Raw genomic sequence first — 17,877 nt, 5'->3', positions numbered from 1 at the left:
GCATAACTAATCATTCTTATATATTTTAACTAATAAAAATTTTTTTACGATCTCTATTACTAATAAGTTTAGCGACCTCATATACAGATATTACTATAATGATATAAAGATAAAATGCAGACAAGTTCCTAAACTTTTAAAACAATAAAAAAGTATAACTTCACATTAAATGCAAAGTTATACTTCTTTTTACAAATGAGCTTCAATCTAATAAAAATGCTCTACATAAATAATAAACCAATACCGTTTATAATTATTTTATAATTTTTCAAAACATAAAATTTTAACTATGGGGTGTTTGGGCCATCTCTTTCCATAAAGGAAATACCTTTTTGAAAAGCGCTACTAATGAAGGATCAAACTGAGATCCAGAACCTTCAATGATACGTTTATAAGCTTCTTCAGGAGATAGGGCTGAACGATATGCTCTTGAAGAAGTCATTGCGTCGAATGCGTCTGCTATCGCAACAATTCTTGCACATAACGGTATTTGATTTCCCTTTAATTTTTGAGGATAACCATTTCCATCCCATTTTTCGTGATGAGAAAGAATTATATCTTCACTGCCTTTTATTAAAGATATATTTTTGAAAACTTCTAATCCTAATTGTGGGTGTGCTTTAATAATAGTATATTCTTCTTCTGTAAGAGAAGACGCTTTATTTAAAACTTCATCAGGAATACCTATTTTCCCTATATCATGTAATAAACAAATAAAATGAAATTGTTTTAAAGAATTATCATCATATTCATTTGTTTCTTTCGCAAGAATAGTAGCATAATTTGCTACACGTTCACTATGTCCTTTAGTGTATGGATCTTTTAATTCCATTATCCTCATTACCGATAAAGCTGTTTCTTTCATTTGTTTTTCATAAGATGCTTTTATTTTTTGCACTAAAAATTTTAATGAAAGAAATACAAAAAATGACGTAATAATGATTGTTATAAACAATAATACTAATTTTATTGGATAGTTAACGTGAAAATAATAAATAGCGATTAGAAATCTACATATCATACAAATAGACACCCATAGAAGAAAACGAATACTTAAAAATAAAGGTGAAGAAATTACTAAGAAGCACTCTAGATACGGCACATGTAAAGAAGTATTTGGAATACGTGTAAATATAAAGTCGTATGTTAGAAGATAAATAATACTAATACAAAGAAAAATGTATTTTGTTAACACTTGTTTATTTATTTTTTGTAAATATTTGTTATATAAAATACATGAAATAAAAATAACTAAAAACACTAGTTCAAATAAAAATTTCTGTAGCAAGAAATCCTTCCTTAGGATAAAGTAATGATAAATATTATCAAATAAAAGAATAATACACGGAAAAAATAAAAACATTTTTATGGGTTCCTTATTTTCAATATTTTTAATACCTTTAATCATTGTAAACACCACACTCCTTTTTTAACAAAAATATAACTTTATATTAATATTATATTATTTAGAATACCCAACTATCGGTTCTAGCGCAAAAAAAAAACGCTATCCTTTCTGCATATAACAACAATGATATAGAATATTTGTTATGTGCAGAAAAATTCATCTTAACTTGATAGCGATGGGGTGGCACCAACAAAACGAGAAATTCGTACGCTAAGCAATTTTTCACATAGAAAAAGCCGATTTCCTGTAAGCTAAGGGGTAATCAGTTTTTTACTGTTAGTTTGTTAGTTGTAGAAAGCAGGTTATAGAAAAGAGTGGCTGAACCCATTATAGGTATGAGTTGAAGTTGTTGTAAAGCATCTTCATACATTCTCCACTGACTAACGTGACCTAATTGGGGTACGGAAACGATTCAAAGTATGAGGGGCCACTATGGGAAAATATTCAAATTAATAAGGTGAATATAAACAAGAAACCTATCTGCAGATAGGTTTTTATTTTACAATGAAGATAGTTGAATATTGAAACATATATAGATTCTAGGGGGATTAGTTATGCCTAGTATTCAAGATACGATATATCCAAGAATCAAACATAATCTAAGTACGGAAGATTTAAGGAGTTTATACACGCCAACCAGAAGAAAAATAGAATGGACAAGTTTGAAAACAAAAGGAACATTACAGCAACTAGCGTTACTAATTTTACTAAAAACTGTACAAAATCTTGGCTTTTTTACACGTATTTCAGATATACCTCCAATTATAATTAAACACATTGCTCAGTCCGCTCAATTACCTTTCCCTATTGAAACTGAATGGGAAGCATACAGTAGAACACGTACTATAAAAAGACATTATCACTTTGTAAGACAGTATCTAAAAATTCAACAATTTGATCATAATGCTCGCCAAATCATGCTTGATACAATGAAACATATAGCTGGAAGCAAAGATGATCCAGCTGATTTAATTAATGCAGCTATTGAAGAATTAATACATCAAAGATATGAATTACCCGTTTATAACACTTTTAAAGAAGCGGCTAATGAAATAAGACGCAAATCGTATCGTTTAATTTATGAGCAAGTATATGAATCCTTACATGAGCAACAAATACGACACATAGATTGTTTATTCCAAACAGAACCTGACACCTTTTATAGCCCGTGGAATCGTTTCAAAGAAGACGCCAAACGTGCCTCCTTATTTCATTTAAAAGAGTTAATTCTGCATTACGATTGGTTAATACATCAAAAAATACCTGTTTACCTTCTTGAGAGCTTTTCTTCAACCAAGATACAACAAATGGCTGCTGAAGCTAAAACATTAGATGCTTATCGTATGTCAGAAATAGAAAAGAAGAAAAGATATACGTTAGCCATCTCTTTGATTTCTGTACAAACATCAAGAATACTAGATAATATTGGTGAAATGCTGATAAAACGTATGATGAGTATCCATAAAAAAGGACGTGAATTTTTACAGAATTATAAAAAACAGACACAAAAACGAACGGATTCTTTAGTAGCCACTTTACAGCATGTACTGATGGCCTATCAAACGGAAGGAATGCCTGGAGAACGTTTACAAGCCATCCAACAAGTACTTGGAGATAAAGAAGCTCAAGTATTACAAGATTGCGAGGATCATCTAGCGCTTAGTGGAGATAATTACTATTTGTTTTTACAAAAATTCTTTAAAAGTCACCGCTCTACACTATTCAAAATTTTAGAGGTAGTTCCTTTACGGTCAACAAATCAGGATTCATCTATAGTAGAAGCCATTCAATTTCTATTATCTCATCAACATACCAGAAAAGAATGGATATTAGTCGCTCATATAAAGAAGATTGGACTGTGGAAAAGGGAAGTGACACCTCTTCTGAACTTGTCCTGGATACCTGATGGTTGGTGGAGATGGTTAAGCCCTAAAAGGAAAAGAGACGTTGTTCCAGAGGAACTGAATCGTCGGCATTTTGAAGTATGTGTATTTTCACAAATTATGTGGGGTTTGAAATCTGGAGATTTATATATTGAAGGAAGTGAAAAATATGCAGATTATCGAAAACAACTGATTTCATGGGAAGAATATGAGGAGAACCTTGAAGAATTTTGTAATCAATTAAACTTACCTAGTTTAGGTTCAGATTTCACAAAAAAGATGCATGATGACCTTCAACAAGTTTGTTATAATACCAACAAATCTTTCCCGCATAATCAACAAATTCGAATTGAAAAAGGGGAAGTAGTAATTGGAAAACTAAAAAAGAAGAAGGTTCCTTCTGAATTAAAAGAGCTTGAAAATTATATTATGTATAATTTAGAACCGATTAACGTTCTAGATATGTTAGCAGATACAGAGTACTGGCTCAATTGGACTCGTTTCTTTGGACCTATTTCCGGATATGAGGGCAAATTAGAAAATCATGTTGAACGTTATGTAACAAATACATTCTGCTACGGATGTAACTTAGGTTCTACTCAAACAGCTCGTTCAATACAAGAAATAGATCGAAAGCAAATTGCTTGGATTAATCAAAGACATGTAACGGTTGAAGATTTAGACAAAGCAATTCGATATATTATTAATGCTTATAATCGTTTTGAGCTTCCAAAATATTGGGGAGATGGAAAAAGTGCATCAGCAGACGGAACGATATGGGATGTCTATGAACAAAATCTTTTATCTGAAAATCATATTCGATATGGAGGTTATGGAGGCATTGGATATTATCATGTTTCCGACACATATATTGCTTTATTTAGTAATTTTATTCCTTGTGGCGTTTGGGAAGGAATACATATATTAGATATTTTGATGAATGAAAAGGTAGATATTCAACCGGAAATTCTACATTCGGATACACAAGGACAAAGCGCCACAGTCTTTGGGTTAGCTACTTTATTAGGTATTCAGTTAATGCCTCGCATTCGCAATTGGAAACAATTAAAATTATTTCGCCCCAATACACAAGACAATTATGAACATATTGATGAACTATTTTCAGGGGAAATCAATTGGAGTATGATTGAAAATCACTACCCAGATATGCTTAGGATCGCGATGTCCATCAAAGCTGGTAAAATTACTCCATCTACTATATTGAATACACTAGGCTCATATAGTAAGAGAAATAAATTATATCAGGCATTTTGTGAATTAGGCAGAGCTATTAGGACGATGTTTTTGTTACAATTCATGTCTAATGAAGAATTACGATGTACCATTCAATCTGCTACAAACAAATCTGAAGCATTTAATGGATTTACAAAGTGGCTCTTTTTTGGTGGGGAAGGCATTATTTCTGAGAATGATCGTGAAAAACAAAAGAAAATTATTAAGTATAATCACTTGGTTGCCAACTGTCTTATCTTTTATAATGTGTTTTCTATATCTAAACTAATTCATGAGTATGAAAAACAAAAAGAGGGATTTAATATAGAATTAATTTGTTATTTAAGTCCTTACATGACAGCGCACGTAAATCGATTTGGAAAGTATCATATTGATTCAAATCGAATACCAGAAAATCTTCCATTTGATCCTTCTACTTTTTCAAAAAACAAGGTGTTTATTTAAATGTTATGTACAAAAAAACGTAGGAATATTTAATTCCTACGTTTTTTATAAGTAAATGAATTCATTTACTATTACAATTCCTCAAATTCATCAATTTCAGCTTTACGCTTTAAAAATAGTTTCATATCTTTATTTTCTCTTTCTATTAATCCAAGAGCATGTGTATCATCCAAAGCTAACTCTTTATATCCCCATATATAATCTATATATGTATTTTTAACATGTCTGTGATCTGCACAGTACCATTCTAAAGGTTGTAGGGCATTGGATATTTTAAATAATTCTGCTGGATACCATGATGGCATATTTTCACGTTCTCCTAAAATTAAATATGTCAACTCACCACTTTGTAACTTGCATATGCCATAAACAATATACTCCTTTTTAATAACTAAATTAAATATTTCCTCGGTTGCCTTTGTTAGATAATCTCCAGTGTTGTACAAACAAGTTACTTTCATAATAAACGCCCCTTATTTATTTTTTATCTTTAAATTTAAAATCATCAAATTCACCAGTTTTTGTATTTTTAACATAATGTATTTCCACACCATTTACATTATGGGCCATTTTGACCCATCCGTCTTCCTTAGGCCATCTAGGATCTGTCATAGGTACCCTTATTTCCTTACCTTGTGGATTTGATCTAACTTCTTTCATTGCAAGTTGCTCTTCTAATGTATTTGCAGTAGTTCTACCCGTAGAGCCTCTTCCTAATATTTTCACTTCATGTTTTGTATTCTTAGCAGCCGTTTCTAAAGCCTTACCTTTCTTCTCAAGATCACCAACCTTTCCAAAAACTTTACCAACAACTCGTGTTGTACCACCAGATACGGCAGCCAGTGTCCCCCATGCATAATCTTCTGGACCATATTTTTGACCTGTTACTAAGTCTTCCCCTTTTATGAGTTGCCCAATTTCTTTTCCTGTACCAATTATAGGCGTAATACCCAATATGAAAGATAAATCTCCATCATTCTTACGATCATATACTCTAGATGGATCAGCACCTAAATCACGTAGTGCATTACTCAAGTCAATATTTCCAATATTTTTGGATGCTGCAGGTACATCAATTTTATGACTCGCAATTTTATTAGCAGAGTCCATAATATTATTGGCAGCGTCTAATCCAGACATAATATCTGTATGTATTGTTGGAAATGCTTGTTGGGCTTCTGCAACATGCGTTGAGACACTATTAATTAGTCCATCAGCCATTACTGCTTGTTTATGTAGTGATGCACCACCTTTTTGTACAGAATCTCCAAACTTATGGAAACTTTGATTTACTACACGTAAATCATTGGCCATTTGTTTATATTCAGGCAGTCTGTTTTTGAATCCTTCCTGCATGGCAGTAAGTTGTTGTCCATAGTCGCGAACACCATCTGCAAATTTTTCTATTTCACCTTTTGGTAATGTGCCAACCCATTTTTCTGCAGGTTCAACAAACACCGTATTAATTGAGAGCCAGTAAGCTGTTGACATGTCCGTAAACATTATCATGGCATCTGTTCCTGCATCTAAAGTATCTACAAACCAATCCAACATTTGCTTTTTATAGGATGTCATACTATTTTTATAATCTGTTAAACCATTCACATAGTTTTGAAGGTAAGCTTTATCCTGCTGTACCAAATATTTACCTTCTTGAATTTGTTGAATAATATTACCTGAATCCTGATTCACTTTATCAATAACCATAATACTATCTTTTAGTAGCATTAATTTATGGATTTTCCCAAAATCCTCATTCATCATTTCTAAAGTTGCAATAGTAGAATTGTATTTTTCTCTTACAGCTGGATCAGCTTCTTTTTCATAAATCTTATCTACAGTATTCTTCAATTCAGATTTTTTTAGTGTCGTTAGTAATTGAGTGACACTTTGTGTAAATTCACTTGATTCAACTAAAGCCACATCATAATTTTTAGTTTCTTTTGCTTTTTTATAGCGTTCGGAATATTTCTTTACTAACTCAGCACTCGTTTTTAAATCGTCAATATCTTGACGAATCGTATCTATTTTATTAGATAAAGATTGATCAAACACGACGGCAAATAATTTTTGCACAACGTATGTTTGACCATTGTAGTTCACCTTAAACCATAGAGGACCATCTTCCCCTACTACTTCAAGAATTTCATCGTCTCTAACTTTTATAGGGTCAAATCCTCTTGCAACTGTTCTTGATTTGTAGATATTTTGATTGAGGGATTTGATCGTTATCCACCCTTTTACCATCTTACCTGTTCTATCAAATTGGAATTTCTTCCCTTTGTAGGTTACATCGCCTTTTTGAATCACACCGTTATCGTCTGCATAATACCAATGGGTAGTTTGAGAGAACCATCCTTTTTGTGCGGCCCCACTTACATTATCAAAATAGTAGTCCTTTCCGCCTACAGTATTCCATCCCGAAGCTAGATTACCATTTTTATCGAAGAGATATGTATCATCCCCTGAACGCAATAATCCAGTATGTTTCACGCCTGGTTTGTCATAATAGTATTTCTTTTCTCCATCTACAACCCAGCCAACCACGTTATTATTTTTTATACCTGTTGTTACCATCATTGTCCTATATAAGAACATAGAAAATTGCTCTCTTGTAACAATTCCATTTGGATTAAAATTGCCGTCACCTGTACCACTTGTTATGTTGTTACCAGCTAATATTTTCACATATTCGTTGGCCCAGTGACCTTTCATATCCACAAACTCAAAATTCCCTTGTGGTTTTAAATCGAATGCTTTTACAAGTACAGTTGCCATTTCAGCACGTGTCATATTATTTTTCGGATTGAATTTTTTCTCAGTATTTACACTGAAAATACCACGTGCCGTAAGTGCCAAAATTTCCTTTTTGAAACCACTGTTACCAATATCAACAAATGGATTATTGGTGCTATCTTGCGGTTTTAAATATCGATACAAGAAAGCAGCAAGATGTTCGCGAATAATAGGATCCGTAGCACCGAAATACCCATTTCCGTATCCTGTTATAATCTTATTCTCAGCCATGTACATCATTTCTTTATACGCCCAGTGTGTTTTAGGAACGTCAATAAAAGATGATGAATTCACTTGACCATTTTGTTCTGCATACGCTGTTCCTACTGTACTGAATAATAAAATACATACCATAAAACTTAAAAATAATTTCTTAATTGTATTCATAATAGCTCCTATTCAATTGTTAAAAATATAATTGCAAAATCAGTACTTATTTTATCCTTCATTTACGGCGTTTTATATAATTATCAAATTTCTATTCATACTGATATTTCGCATAAGGACAACCTAAGTCATTCTGTCTAAACAATAATTAATTCATAAGATGTTTCATTTTTTAAATGTAGTAGCCCGTTTATGGAACCTTCTTAATCTACAGTAAAACCAAGCTTTTTAATGTGAAAATCCCTTAGTGTAAAATTCGCATTATGTTGACGAGATCCATAATAATACCAATCTCCTTTCTCTTTGACGCGGCCTATTTGATTTAAAACTTCGACTTCCTCTTTAAACATTGGTGCATAGGTAGAAAATAATTAAAATAATGATAATATAAGTCCTATGATTTTCTTCATACTCGCATCTCCTTATCAATTCATAAAAAACCTTTTAATTATATATTAGGTTTCATTTCTATTAAAATAAAAAAATATAAATATGCATAATTGCATATTCACCTTCTCGATAGAGTGTACCCTATTGAGAAGTAATCCCTTTCCTTGATATTATTAGTCTCAGAGACTCTCAATAACACTTATCAAAAATACAATTGAAATGAAGAGAAAAATGGTTTATGGATACGCTCGTGTCAGTGCACAAGATCAAAATCTAGATACACAGATTGAACAGCTCATGAAATATGGAATAGATGAAATTATTAAAGAAAAAATAAGTGGAGTAACCAAACAAAAGCCAGAATTAGACACTATACTTTCAAAACTAACTACTGGGGATACTTTAGTCGTAACTAGAATGGATCGTTTAGGTCGAAATACCATTCAACTATTACAATTAGTAGAACAACTTCGGGAAAAGGATGTTCACTTTGCGATTTTAAATTTAGGAATAGATACAAGAACACCGACAGGAAAATTCTTTTTAACTGTCATGGCTGCCTTTAGTGAACTTGATCGAGAAATGATTAAAGAAAAACAACATGCGGGAATAAAACTAGCAAAACAAAAAGGAGTATATAGAGAAAGAGTGAAGAAATACACAGATAAACATCCTGGCATGAACCATGCAATTGAATTACGAAAACATACTAATAAAGCAGTAAAGGAAATATGTCAGATTACAGGAGTGAGTCAGGCCGCTCTATATCGTAGATTAAAAGAACTTGAATAAAGTTCTGTTTTATATTTGTAATTAAATCCCAGAGTGGCCCCTCATCCCCCGAATCGTTTCCGTACCCCTAATTGATACTATGAGATACAAAAACATCCTGCATGTTTGAACCATGCAGGATGTTTTTAGTCTTTGTTTTTCATAATGTAAGAAACCAGCCGAAGGATCTCAAGGTATAACCATACTAATGTCATCATAAGCCCTACTGCGCTGTACCATTCCATATACTTTGGTGCGCCACTATGAACACCATTTTCAATTGAATCGAAATCTAGTAATAAATCTAATGCAGCAACAATAATTACAATTGCACTTATGATGATACTAATTGTCCCACCTTGGTGAATATATGGAACAGTCATACCTAAAATGCCCAGTAAGAAAACGATAAAATACATAATAAAAATTCCAAGTGTTGCAACCATTACAACTGAACGGAATTTTTTCGTTACTTTTACTATTCGAGTTGCATATAACACTAACATGGCAAATAAAATCGAAATTGTTAGTAATACGGCAATTAAAGCGATAGAATCACCAAAGCGCATTGTATAATACGCTGAAATACTTCCTAATAAAACCCCTTGTAATACTGCGTAAATCGGTGCGCAAATTGGGGATATGCGCGGAATGAATATAACTACAAAAGCGATAATTAGAGTAACTATTATAATTCCAATTAACACAGGTATTTTCATTGCCCCTTGTGTCATCTGTACGTAGGAATAGACAGACGCTGCAAGAAGTAAGATAAGCAAAATGAATGTTTTTACTATCGTTCCGCCAATAGTCATCGTAGAAGCATTTGTCTTCTCTTTATGAAATTTGTCTTTTTTTAATATTGGATTAGATGTTTTCATTATTTCCTCCTAAAATTTGTTTTGCGTTTAAAGTGAATTTTTTATATCTCTAGTTTCTTATCGATGATGCGGCCAGTAATCGCTACGAGTACAATTATTAACAAGCAAGTAAAACATAGACCAAAAATAGTGAAATCTTCAATAGGGTAAAATGATGTATCAAAAAAATTATTCTTATTCATTAACCCAGAACTCTTAATAGTAACTGCATATGTCTCTAATTTACTTAACACATTCATTATTATTGTTTGTATTGTTGAAAAAATAGCAACGAAAATGATGAATAAAATTATTTTACTCATCCATGACTTCACTGGAAATAGTCTTATAATTGCCAGGATAAAATAACAAGAAATAAGGATACTCATGAAATCGATTCCCCATAAAAGAAAAGCAAATATGTGTTGGAAGATTCCGTAACTATATAACTTGTGATATTCTTGTCGGAATTCCCCGGTTATTTCCCCACCATAAAAACTGGGATCATAACCAATTACTTTTCCATCATAAAGACTTTGTGAAAAATAATATGAAAAAATTAAGCCTATACCTAATAAAATAATAAACATTAATGTGAAAAACAATAAATTCGCATATATATATTTTGAGGTTGGGATGGCTGTATAACGAATCATAGAATTTTTTAATATTTTATTGAAAGAAGGCAGCGCTATGAAAAGAAGTAAAAATGCAGCTATACCAATTATTATCAGGAATATGAGTAATATTAAATCCTTTATAAACGGAGGTAGTACCCTTGAGAGTCCTATCGTACTAAACAAAAGAAGTAAAGAAATAATAATAAAACCAGAATAAAAAACAGCTATTTTTTTTCTATTGCACTTATATAAATAGAGAAAAAGTTGATTCATTTCTCAAAAACCTCCCTAAACAACTCATGTACTGCTTTCCCTTGATGAAAACGAATTTCTTCTACGTTTTCATGTAATACAATATTTCCGTCTTTTAAAAAGATTACCTCATCAAATATATTTTCGACCTCTTCTATTAAATGAGTTGAAATGAGAATGGTACAATCTTCTCGGTAAAATTTAAGAATTAAATCTAGTACATGTTTTCTAGAAACAAGATCAATGCCACCCAATGGCTCATCTAATATATATAACTTTGCTTTCCTGGAGAAAGTTAAGATAAGTTGTAATTTTTCCACTTCACCTTTTGATAAAGCAACTATATGCTCTTCTAATGGCATTTTAAACTCAGCTATTAAGTCCATTGCTTGATGTAAATCAAAATCACTATAAAAATCCTGATAGAAAACTACAGCATCTTTTATCGTCATCCACTCGTCAAAAACAGGACTATCAGGCATAAATGAAACCATTTTCTTTGTTTCTATTCCTACCTTCTGACCTTCAATTGTGATAGTTCCTTTAGAAGGATAACGCAAACCAGCAATCATTTTTAATAATGTCGTTTTTCCGCTACCATTATCACCAACAAGACCAATAATTTTCCCTTCAGAAATTGTTGCATTTAGATCTTGAAGCACTGTTTTTAAGTTATATCTTTTCCACAGATTTTCAATTTTTAATAACTCTGTCATTCGTTTTCCTTCCTTTTCTTTTCTAATGAAGAATGGAGGATTGGAAGAATTTCTTCTTTCGTAAATCCTAAATTGTCCATTCCATTTATAAAATTATCAAGCAACTCTGTTGCCATTTCTTTGCGTAGTTCAGTAATCTTTTCTCTTTCACTCGTTACAAATCTCCCTGTTCCTCTTCTTGTCACAGCAATACCTTCTCGTTCTAGCTCTTGAAATGTGCGTTGAATCGTATTTGGATTTACTTGTAATTCACTGGCTAATTCACGTACAGCTGGGATTTTATCACCCGGTGCTAAACGACCTGTTACAATTTCCTTTTTTATGTATTCCATTACCTGAATATAAATCGGGATATTAGGAGAAAACTCAGTTTCCATTTCTCCCCTCCTCAGTATTAGTGTACTAGACAAATAATACACTAATACTGATTGTGTGTAAATGGTAATTTTTTGAAACTTTATATGATAAATAAAAGATAATATATTTAGTGAATTAGTGTAACCAACCAAGTACCATAAACGACCGTTTATGGTACTTGGTTGGTTATTGGGGGTACCCGAAACGATTCTGGGTATGAGGGGCTAATCTGGGGTTTAATTACAAATCAAAAAAGAACTTTATTCAAGTTCTTTTAATCTACGATACAGAGCGGCCTGACTCACACCTGTAATTTGGCATATTTCTTTAACAGTTTTATTGGTATGCTTTCGCAATTCAATCACATGATTCATACCTGGGTGCTTATCCGTATATTTCTTCAATCTTCCTCTATACACGCCTTTTTGTTTCGCTAACTTTATTCCCGCCCGTTGCTTTTCTTTAATCATTTCTCGATCAAGTTCACTAAAGGCAGCCATGACAGTTAAAAGAATTTTCCTGTTGGTGTTCTAGTATCTGTAATAGGGATCACTATAAATTGCCGTCAGCTTAAGAAAAAAACTTAGATTGCTGGGCATGTGGTGCTACCCCACATCCATCAACTTAAGCTTATATAATTCTAATTTCAAGGTAAGCTTTTTCTTTTTTGATCCCCCGAAAAGCACATTTTGTTTTAATAGTAATTTTAAACATATTATTTAGTTTTACTTAAAAATTCCAGAACTTTGTTGAAGGTTTTTAAACCTGCTTGGGTATTCATTTTGAATTGAAATTCATGTGCTAACTCACCCGAAACATCTTTATTAAAGAAAAGACTATCTACAGACACTCCTTTACTTTGTAAAGCAGAAGCCAATGCTTTACCTTGATCTTCAAATGATCCAGTGTTCCCATCTGTGATAAATGCTGGTGGATATTTTTTTGTAACATGATTTAAAATTGAAGCTATTTTTACTTCTAATAACCCTTCCCAATTTTTTCTACCCAAATAAGCCCAACCAACGGTACGCATGAAATCTTGTATTTCTTTAGTTGATTCTATCTTAGCTAATTCAGGCATATTATATGGACCGCAAAATAGCAGTACACCTTTTATTGTAGAAGGGTCAACAATAGCGTCAATCTTTACTAATTTTGCATACTCTTTAGATGTCTGAATATTAACGAATTGACCAGATATTTGTGCTCCAGCAGAATCTCCTGCAAAATAAACACGATTCAGATTTAAGTCATATTTCTTTGCATTTTCATTTATGTATTTATAAGCCTCACCTAGTTGGAGTACTGGTGTAGGATATTCTCTTTTAGGAGCAAGAGCATAGTTTATATTCACCACTATATAACCACGAGCAGCTAGGCTTACCGCATACCCAGTAATATCTGATTTATCTCCCCCCACAAATCCACCGCCATGTACCCAAAAAATAATAGGAGTTTTTTCTGTATGATTTTTCGGATAGATGAGATCTAATTTACCATCCGGGAATTTAGAATTATAATTGATATCCTTATCAATTTTTGTTTCGTTTAGAGCATGGTCATAATCAGCTGGCGGAACAAACGTCCCACCTTCAAATGCTTTTTTAATCAAAAATGCTTTTGGAACTGGTGAAAGGTTCCAATAACTAATTCCTGCAAGAGCCAATACAAAAACTATCATGAGAGTTATAAGCATTCTTTTTTTCCATATTCCTTTAGCATTTGTTATTTTCATTATAAATTTATCTCCGTTCCTTATTTGGTTATTACTGTGAATTACTTCTTAATAAAAAAATATAACAAATTTTTCAAAGGATAAAATAGAACACTAATTAATCTATATATATTATGGATTGAAACGTGATATAAAATTCTTTTTGAATGATTAATGAGTTTAAATGAGGAGAATACATAGAGTGAAATAAGTGATTTAGAAGAATCCGTCACATCACTATTAGGGGCATCACCACACATCCATCAACTTAAGGTATATGTTTATACAAAGGCGGATCTTTCCATGTAGTTTTTTATTATTTTTTATAGATAACCTAAAAGTAGTCATATCAAATAAACCCTGACGGGTTACAATTTTTTCACTATAATTATGCTACCTGATGAATGGAGGTGGTATACTCATAAACAAAACCCAAAATATTGAAGTGAACCCGAATAGTGGTACATGAAAAAAACACCTCCTGAATTCGCATACTAAGTATGCAAATTCAATGGAGGTGTTTTTTCGTATGACGACAAGAGTTCATTACCCAGAAGAAACAAAGTGGAAAGTAATTGAAATGAAGAAAGATGGTTATTCAAACCGTACAATTATGGAGAAACTCGGAATTAAAAATGTTTCCCAAATTAAGACATGGATGAAATGGTATCGTACAGATCAAACGTATCGTTTTCAACAACCTGTAGGAAAACAATATTCTTATGGAAAAGGACCAAAAGGGCTCAGTGAATTAGAACAACTACGTTTAGAAAATAAACATTTAAAAACAAAATTACTTGTATGGGGAAAGTATCTGGAAATCGAAAGGGGCTGAAACGAGAAGCTGTAGTTACTTTATGGAAAGATGTAAAAACAAAAATAACTGTAAAAGAATTGTGTAACGTATTAGAATTACCCCGTTCCACATTTTATCGCTGGTTAAAACGGACAGAGGATCTTAGAGATGATATAGAAAAGACAATAAAGGACGTTTGTCTTAGGCATAAATTACGGTATGGATATCGAAGAGTGACCGCTACTCTTTGAAAAATGGGACTGTGTGTGAATCATAAAAAAGTCTTACGAATCATGAGACAAAATCATATTCTCTCAAAAGTACGTCGAAAGAAAAAGAAATATATCAATGGTGCGGAACCAGTAGTAGCCCCTCATCGATTGGAGCGCCAATTCAATGCATCTGGACCAAATGAAAAGTGGTTTACAGATGTGACGTATCTCTTATTCGGAGAACGTACCTTGTATTTATCGACGATTATGGATGCCTTTAACCGGGAAATTATTAGTTATGTCATCAGTGAGACACAAACACTGCCATTAGCAATGAAAACATTAAAACGAGCAATGCGAGGGCGAAAAGTAAAAGATGTCCTTCTTCACTCAGATCAAGGAAGTATTTATACAGCAAAAGAATTTCAAGCGTATGCCAAAGAAAACGGCATTATCACCAGCATGTCCCGGAGAGAAAATTGCCATGATAATGCCGTCATGGAAAGCTTCTTTGGTCATTTGAAAAGTGAAGCTTTCTATTCACAAGAGCTAACAAAAGTATCCAACACAACTGTGCGAAAGATTGTGCTAGAATACATTCATTACTACAATTGTGTGCGAATTCAAGAAAAATTAAACCACCTATCCCCTAAAGAATTTAGGGAACAAGTGGTTTAGGTGTTTTGATTGGTGTCCCGTTTTCGGGGTTCACTTCAAATTGCTGTGGTTTTTCTTATTGAAACTGTGAAAGTAAACTTCTATTCAAAGATTGACTTTCAAATATTGTAATATTACTGGCTAAGTATTTTAGAGTTTCTTATCCTATTTTCAAAAAATTTAGACTTTCATGTCCCGTTATTAAGACATAAAAGTACCTATAAAATTTATCATAACAGCCAATTATCAGCGATTATTCATGAGATTTTAGTTTAGACTTTCATGTCTTTCTACAGAAAGACAGAAAAATGGATGCTTTTTAGACAAGAAAGTGGATACTTCTATTCCTATCATTGTTTTGGGACAAGAAAATGGAGAATTTTTTATAAAGTATTTTTTCAGTTTTACCGTTATGTTATGTTTGGCGGCACCAAACTAGGTACTTATATGATACAAACTTGGGGACCTTTTAAGATGTTTAGTATATCAGCCGGTCCCCAAGTTTGTGTCGTCAGACAAATTAAGAAAGTATCTAAAAACCATCATACTACAAGTACTGTTAAATCAATATTCTACGTTGAAAATTTAGTTTGGAATTTCTTGTCTTAGTACAATGGTCAATTGTAGATTGACTTAATTGTATCAACTTAAGAATGAAGAACGAAAAAAGACATGGAATACACCATGTCTTTTTGTTTAAATCTGTACTGAATTTTTTTGTTGCACATCTCCTATATCCTATAGTGAGTACATGTGTTTTACCACATCCACTGTAAGCTGAGTGACAAAATTAAACTTGGGAATTCAGACAAAGATTCAAGACTTTAGATAAAGAAGATATTATTAAGTACATATGATCTATTTTTTCTAAGAGTAGCTCATTTTGTTTATTGAAGGATATTTTGATATTTATTCATATAACTTACTCTATATGGATCTGGCAAAATATTTATTGCCGTCCATAAATGTTTTTTCGTTTCTAATTGTTGCACAGGAATATCTTTTAAACTAGGATTGTTTAGAATTACTGCTGCTGCATTATCAATCCTCTTCATGAGGTCTTCTTCTGGATTGTTTTGAAGAGAAGAATTTTTCAATCCCCATTTTGTCATAATGAAACTGTTTGTTTTACTCGAAGGATTAATGATATTAGCTTTGCTATTTAATCGGCTTTTTGTTTCATCATGATAAACCTTAATTTGATAACCTTCTTTTAAAGGAATAACGCCCGTCCCCATTGTTACATTTGTTCCTTCCATTTCTTTTGTGTAAATGTTTTCTCCTTTATCATTAAATAACTCAATCAATGCGTATTTTTCCCCTGCATAGTAGCTGTGGGGAGTTTTAGAAGTAATCATAAAAGTAGCTAAATACGCCCTTTATTAGAATAGTGCTCATACTTTTTTTGAGATTCTTTCATAATACGTGCATTAAGTAAAATTGCTAACAATAAAAACACTCCATATTTTCCTCCTGTAGCTCCTATGATAATCACACTACTACAAACAAGTATAATTAATAGGATAAACGAAACTGAATAAATACGGTCATAATTCTTTGACATCTTTTCGTATTTTATGCGTTCTTTCCTTGCATCCATCTAAATTCCTCCTTTAAATTATCCATTTCACTATCAAATAAATCTCGCCCTTAAAAAGAAATCCTACCAATATTAAGCTTTCCACCATGATAATCCCGACCCTCTCCTTCCTTTTAACCCCAACACATCAAATAAAAGTTGCAGCAAACAAAAAGGATCCTCCCTTCTCTTAAAGGCTGATCCTTTTCTTCTTGTATGCAACTATTTTTAGCTATTCTTGATTAATTAGAATAACAGCTGGTCCATCTACACGAATTCCACCAACTTCGATTTTTTCATAAGGCTCAACTGTAATAGAAATGATCCCTTCTCGCTTCTTTAATTCATTACTTAATTCTTTTGTTAACATTTTTTTCATGTGTGCACTCCTTCTTACTGCTTAATTTACTATTGGTATGTAAATAAAATTTAAAATGGTTTCCTGGTCTGGAAACCATTTTTTTGTAGTTGACCATATGGTGTTACCAGTTCGTTTATCAATTTTACGTAAAGAAGATAAACAATTACTATTCACTGTCTCAATACATGTAAAAAATTCTTAAAGATAGAGATGGAATTGATTGTTTTTTCTTCTAGAAATAATGACTTAGATAGTATATTACCTAAAACAATGAAAGCCCTACCTCTCTTTCATCCTTACGGCTCCTTGTCCGTGCCAGTGTGAATCAGGATTGCAAAAATCAAGTGACTATTTAATCGAGTTATTTGATGAAACTTTGAACGTTCGTAAAAGAAATTTTATAATAAAAATGGATTAGAA

General features: G+C 32.3%; 12 protein-coding genes and 3 pseudogenes. 3 read left to right on the top strand and 12 right to left on the bottom strand.

Features of this window, described 5'->3' with window-relative positions; translation table 11 throughout:
- Positions 1-283 precede the first annotated feature (283 nt).
- Complete coding sequence (locus QCI46_RS28030) at positions 284-1,408, bottom strand: HD-GYP domain-containing protein (RefSeq protein ID WP_353841990.1); 1,125 nt, start codon at positions 1,406-1,408, stop codon at positions 284-286.
- 554 nt (positions 1,409-1,962) lie between these two features.
- Between QCI46_RS28030 and QCI46_RS28025 the strand changes: the two genes are divergently transcribed.
- Positions 1,963-4,989: a Tn3 family transposase gene (locus tag QCI46_RS28025; protein WP_353841989.1), complete on the top strand. Its 3,027-nt coding sequence runs from the start codon at positions 1,963-1,965 to the stop codon at positions 4,987-4,989.
- A 71-nt stretch (positions 4,990-5,060) separates the two neighbouring features.
- Here QCI46_RS28025 and QCI46_RS28020 read toward each other — a convergent pair whose 3' ends face one another.
- Together QCI46_RS28020 and QCI46_RS28015 are read right to left on the bottom strand one after the other, a co-directional pair.
- Positions 5,061-5,450, bottom strand: a complete 390-nt coding sequence (locus tag QCI46_RS28020) for a hypothetical protein (RefSeq protein ID WP_353841988.1) — start codon at positions 5,448-5,450, stop codon at positions 5,061-5,063.
- Positions 5,451-5,466: 16 nt separating this feature from the next.
- Positions 5,467-8,172, bottom strand: a complete 2,706-nt coding sequence (locus QCI46_RS28015; RefSeq protein WP_353841987.1) for an S-layer homology domain-containing protein — start codon at positions 8,170-8,172, stop codon at positions 5,467-5,469.
- A gap of 621 nt (positions 8,173-8,793) precedes the next feature.
- On the opposite strand from QCI46_RS28015, the gene QCI46_RS28010 reads away from it, so the two are divergent.
- A complete protein-coding gene (locus QCI46_RS28010; RefSeq protein WP_353842116.1) occupies positions 8,794-9,354 on the top strand; it encodes a recombinase family protein in 561 nt (186 codons plus the stop codon).
- A 125-nt stretch (positions 9,355-9,479) separates the two neighbouring features.
- Here QCI46_RS28010 and QCI46_RS28005 read toward each other — a convergent pair whose 3' ends face one another.
- The 6 genes and pseudogenes from QCI46_RS28005 to QCI46_RS27980 form a co-directional block, all read right to left on the bottom strand.
- The gene (locus QCI46_RS28005) at positions 9,480-10,214 is read right to left on the bottom strand and encodes a Bax inhibitor-1/YccA family protein (RefSeq protein WP_353841986.1); all 735 of its coding nucleotides are present in this window, start codon (positions 10,212-10,214) and stop codon (positions 9,480-9,482) included.
- A gap of 41 nt (positions 10,215-10,255) precedes the next feature.
- A complete protein-coding gene (locus QCI46_RS28000; protein WP_353841985.1) occupies positions 10,256-11,086 on the bottom strand; it encodes an ABC transporter permease in 831 nt (276 codons plus the stop codon).
- A complete protein-coding gene (locus QCI46_RS27995; protein ID WP_353841984.1) occupies positions 11,083-11,781 on the bottom strand; it encodes an ABC transporter ATP-binding protein in 699 nt (232 codons plus the stop codon). The genes QCI46_RS28000 and QCI46_RS27995 overlap by 4 nt, the downstream gene beginning before the upstream one ends.
- Positions 11,778-12,158 (bottom strand): GntR family transcriptional regulator, encoded by a 381-nt coding sequence (locus tag QCI46_RS27990; protein ID WP_353841983.1) that lies wholly within the window; start codon positions 12,156-12,158, stop codon positions 11,778-11,780. Before QCI46_RS27990 ends, QCI46_RS27995 begins: the two co-directional genes overlap by 4 nt.
- A gap of 240 nt (positions 12,159-12,398) precedes the next feature.
- Positions 12,399-12,676 (bottom strand): annotated as a pseudogene (locus QCI46_RS27985) (recombinase family protein); the annotation flags it as partial.
- A 177-nt stretch (positions 12,677-12,853) separates the two neighbouring features.
- Complete coding sequence (locus tag QCI46_RS27980; protein WP_353841982.1) at positions 12,854-13,873, bottom strand: alpha/beta hydrolase; 1,020 nt, start codon at positions 13,871-13,873, stop codon at positions 12,854-12,856.
- 508 nt (positions 13,874-14,381) lie between these two features.
- Between QCI46_RS27980 and QCI46_RS27975 the strand changes: the two are divergent.
- Positions 14,382-15,538 (top strand): annotated as a pseudogene (locus tag QCI46_RS27975) (IS3 family transposase).
- A gap of 866 nt (positions 15,539-16,404) precedes the next feature.
- Here the strand turns inward: QCI46_RS27975 and QCI46_RS27970 are convergent.
- The 3 genes and pseudogenes from QCI46_RS27970 to QCI46_RS27960 all read right to left on the bottom strand — a co-directional run.
- Positions 16,405-16,884 (bottom strand): annotated as a pseudogene (locus QCI46_RS27970) (putative mucin/carbohydrate-binding domain-containing protein); the annotation flags it as partial.
- Entirely contained in the window at positions 16,884-17,117 is a 234-nt protein-coding gene (locus QCI46_RS27965) for a hypothetical protein (RefSeq protein ID WP_098116689.1), read from the bottom strand. The gene QCI46_RS27965 and the pseudogene QCI46_RS27970, both read right to left, overlap by 1 nt.
- Positions 17,118-17,328: 211 nt before the next feature.
- Entirely contained in the window at positions 17,329-17,475 is a 147-nt protein-coding gene (locus QCI46_RS27960) for a BC1881 family protein (protein ID WP_000738547.1), read from the bottom strand.
- Positions 17,476-17,877 lie beyond the last annotated feature (402 nt).

This window comes from Bacillus cereus group sp. RP32 (assembly GCF_040459735.1).
In the GTDB taxonomy this organism is placed as follows: domain Bacteria; phylum Bacillota; class Bacilli; order Bacillales; family Bacillaceae_G; genus Bacillus_A; species Bacillus_A wiedmannii.
Note: the sequence above shows the minus strand (reverse complement) of the source record. Positions and strands in the feature narration are given on the sequence as shown.

Bases quoted from the DNA above. Each gene is read 5' to 3' on its own strand.
- QCI46_RS28025 (WP_353841989.1), top strand. From the start codon at position 1,963: ATGCCTAGTATTCAAGATACGATATATCCAAGAATCAAACATAATCTA.
- QCI46_RS27965 (WP_098116689.1), bottom strand. From the start codon at position 17,117: ATGGATGCAAGGAAAGAACGCATAAAATACGAAAAGATGTCAAAGAAT.
- QCI46_RS28015 (WP_353841987.1), bottom strand. From the start codon at position 8,172: ATGAATACAATTAAGAAATTATTTTTAAGTTTTATGGTATGTATTTTA.
- QCI46_RS28010 (WP_353842116.1), top strand. From the start codon at position 8,794: ATGGTTTATGGATACGCTCGTGTCAGTGCACAAGATCAAAATCTAGAT.
- QCI46_RS28000 (WP_353841985.1), bottom strand. From the start codon at position 11,086: ATGAATCAACTTTTTCTCTATTTATATAAGTGCAATAGAAAAAAAATA.
- QCI46_RS28005 (WP_353841986.1), bottom strand. From the start codon at position 10,214: ATGAAAACATCTAATCCAATATTAAAAAAAGACAAATTTCATAAAGAG.
- QCI46_RS28030 (WP_353841990.1), bottom strand. From the start codon at position 1,408: ATGATTAAAGGTATTAAAAATATTGAAAATAAGGAACCCATAAAAATG.
- QCI46_RS27980 (WP_353841982.1), bottom strand. From the start codon at position 13,873: ATGAAAATAACAAATGCTAAAGGAATATGGAAAAAAAGAATGCTTATA.
- QCI46_RS27960 (WP_000738547.1), bottom strand. From the start codon at position 17,475: ATGAAAAAAATGTTAACAAAAGAATTAAGTAATGAATTAAAGAAGCGA.
- QCI46_RS27990 (WP_353841983.1), bottom strand. From the start codon at position 12,158: ATGGAAACTGAGTTTTCTCCTAATATCCCGATTTATATTCAGGTAATG.
- QCI46_RS27995 (WP_353841984.1), bottom strand. From the start codon at position 11,781: ATGACAGAGTTATTAAAAATTGAAAATCTGTGGAAAAGATATAACTTA.
- QCI46_RS28020 (WP_353841988.1), bottom strand. From the start codon at position 5,450: ATGAAAGTAACTTGTTTGTACAACACTGGAGATTATCTAACAAAGGCA.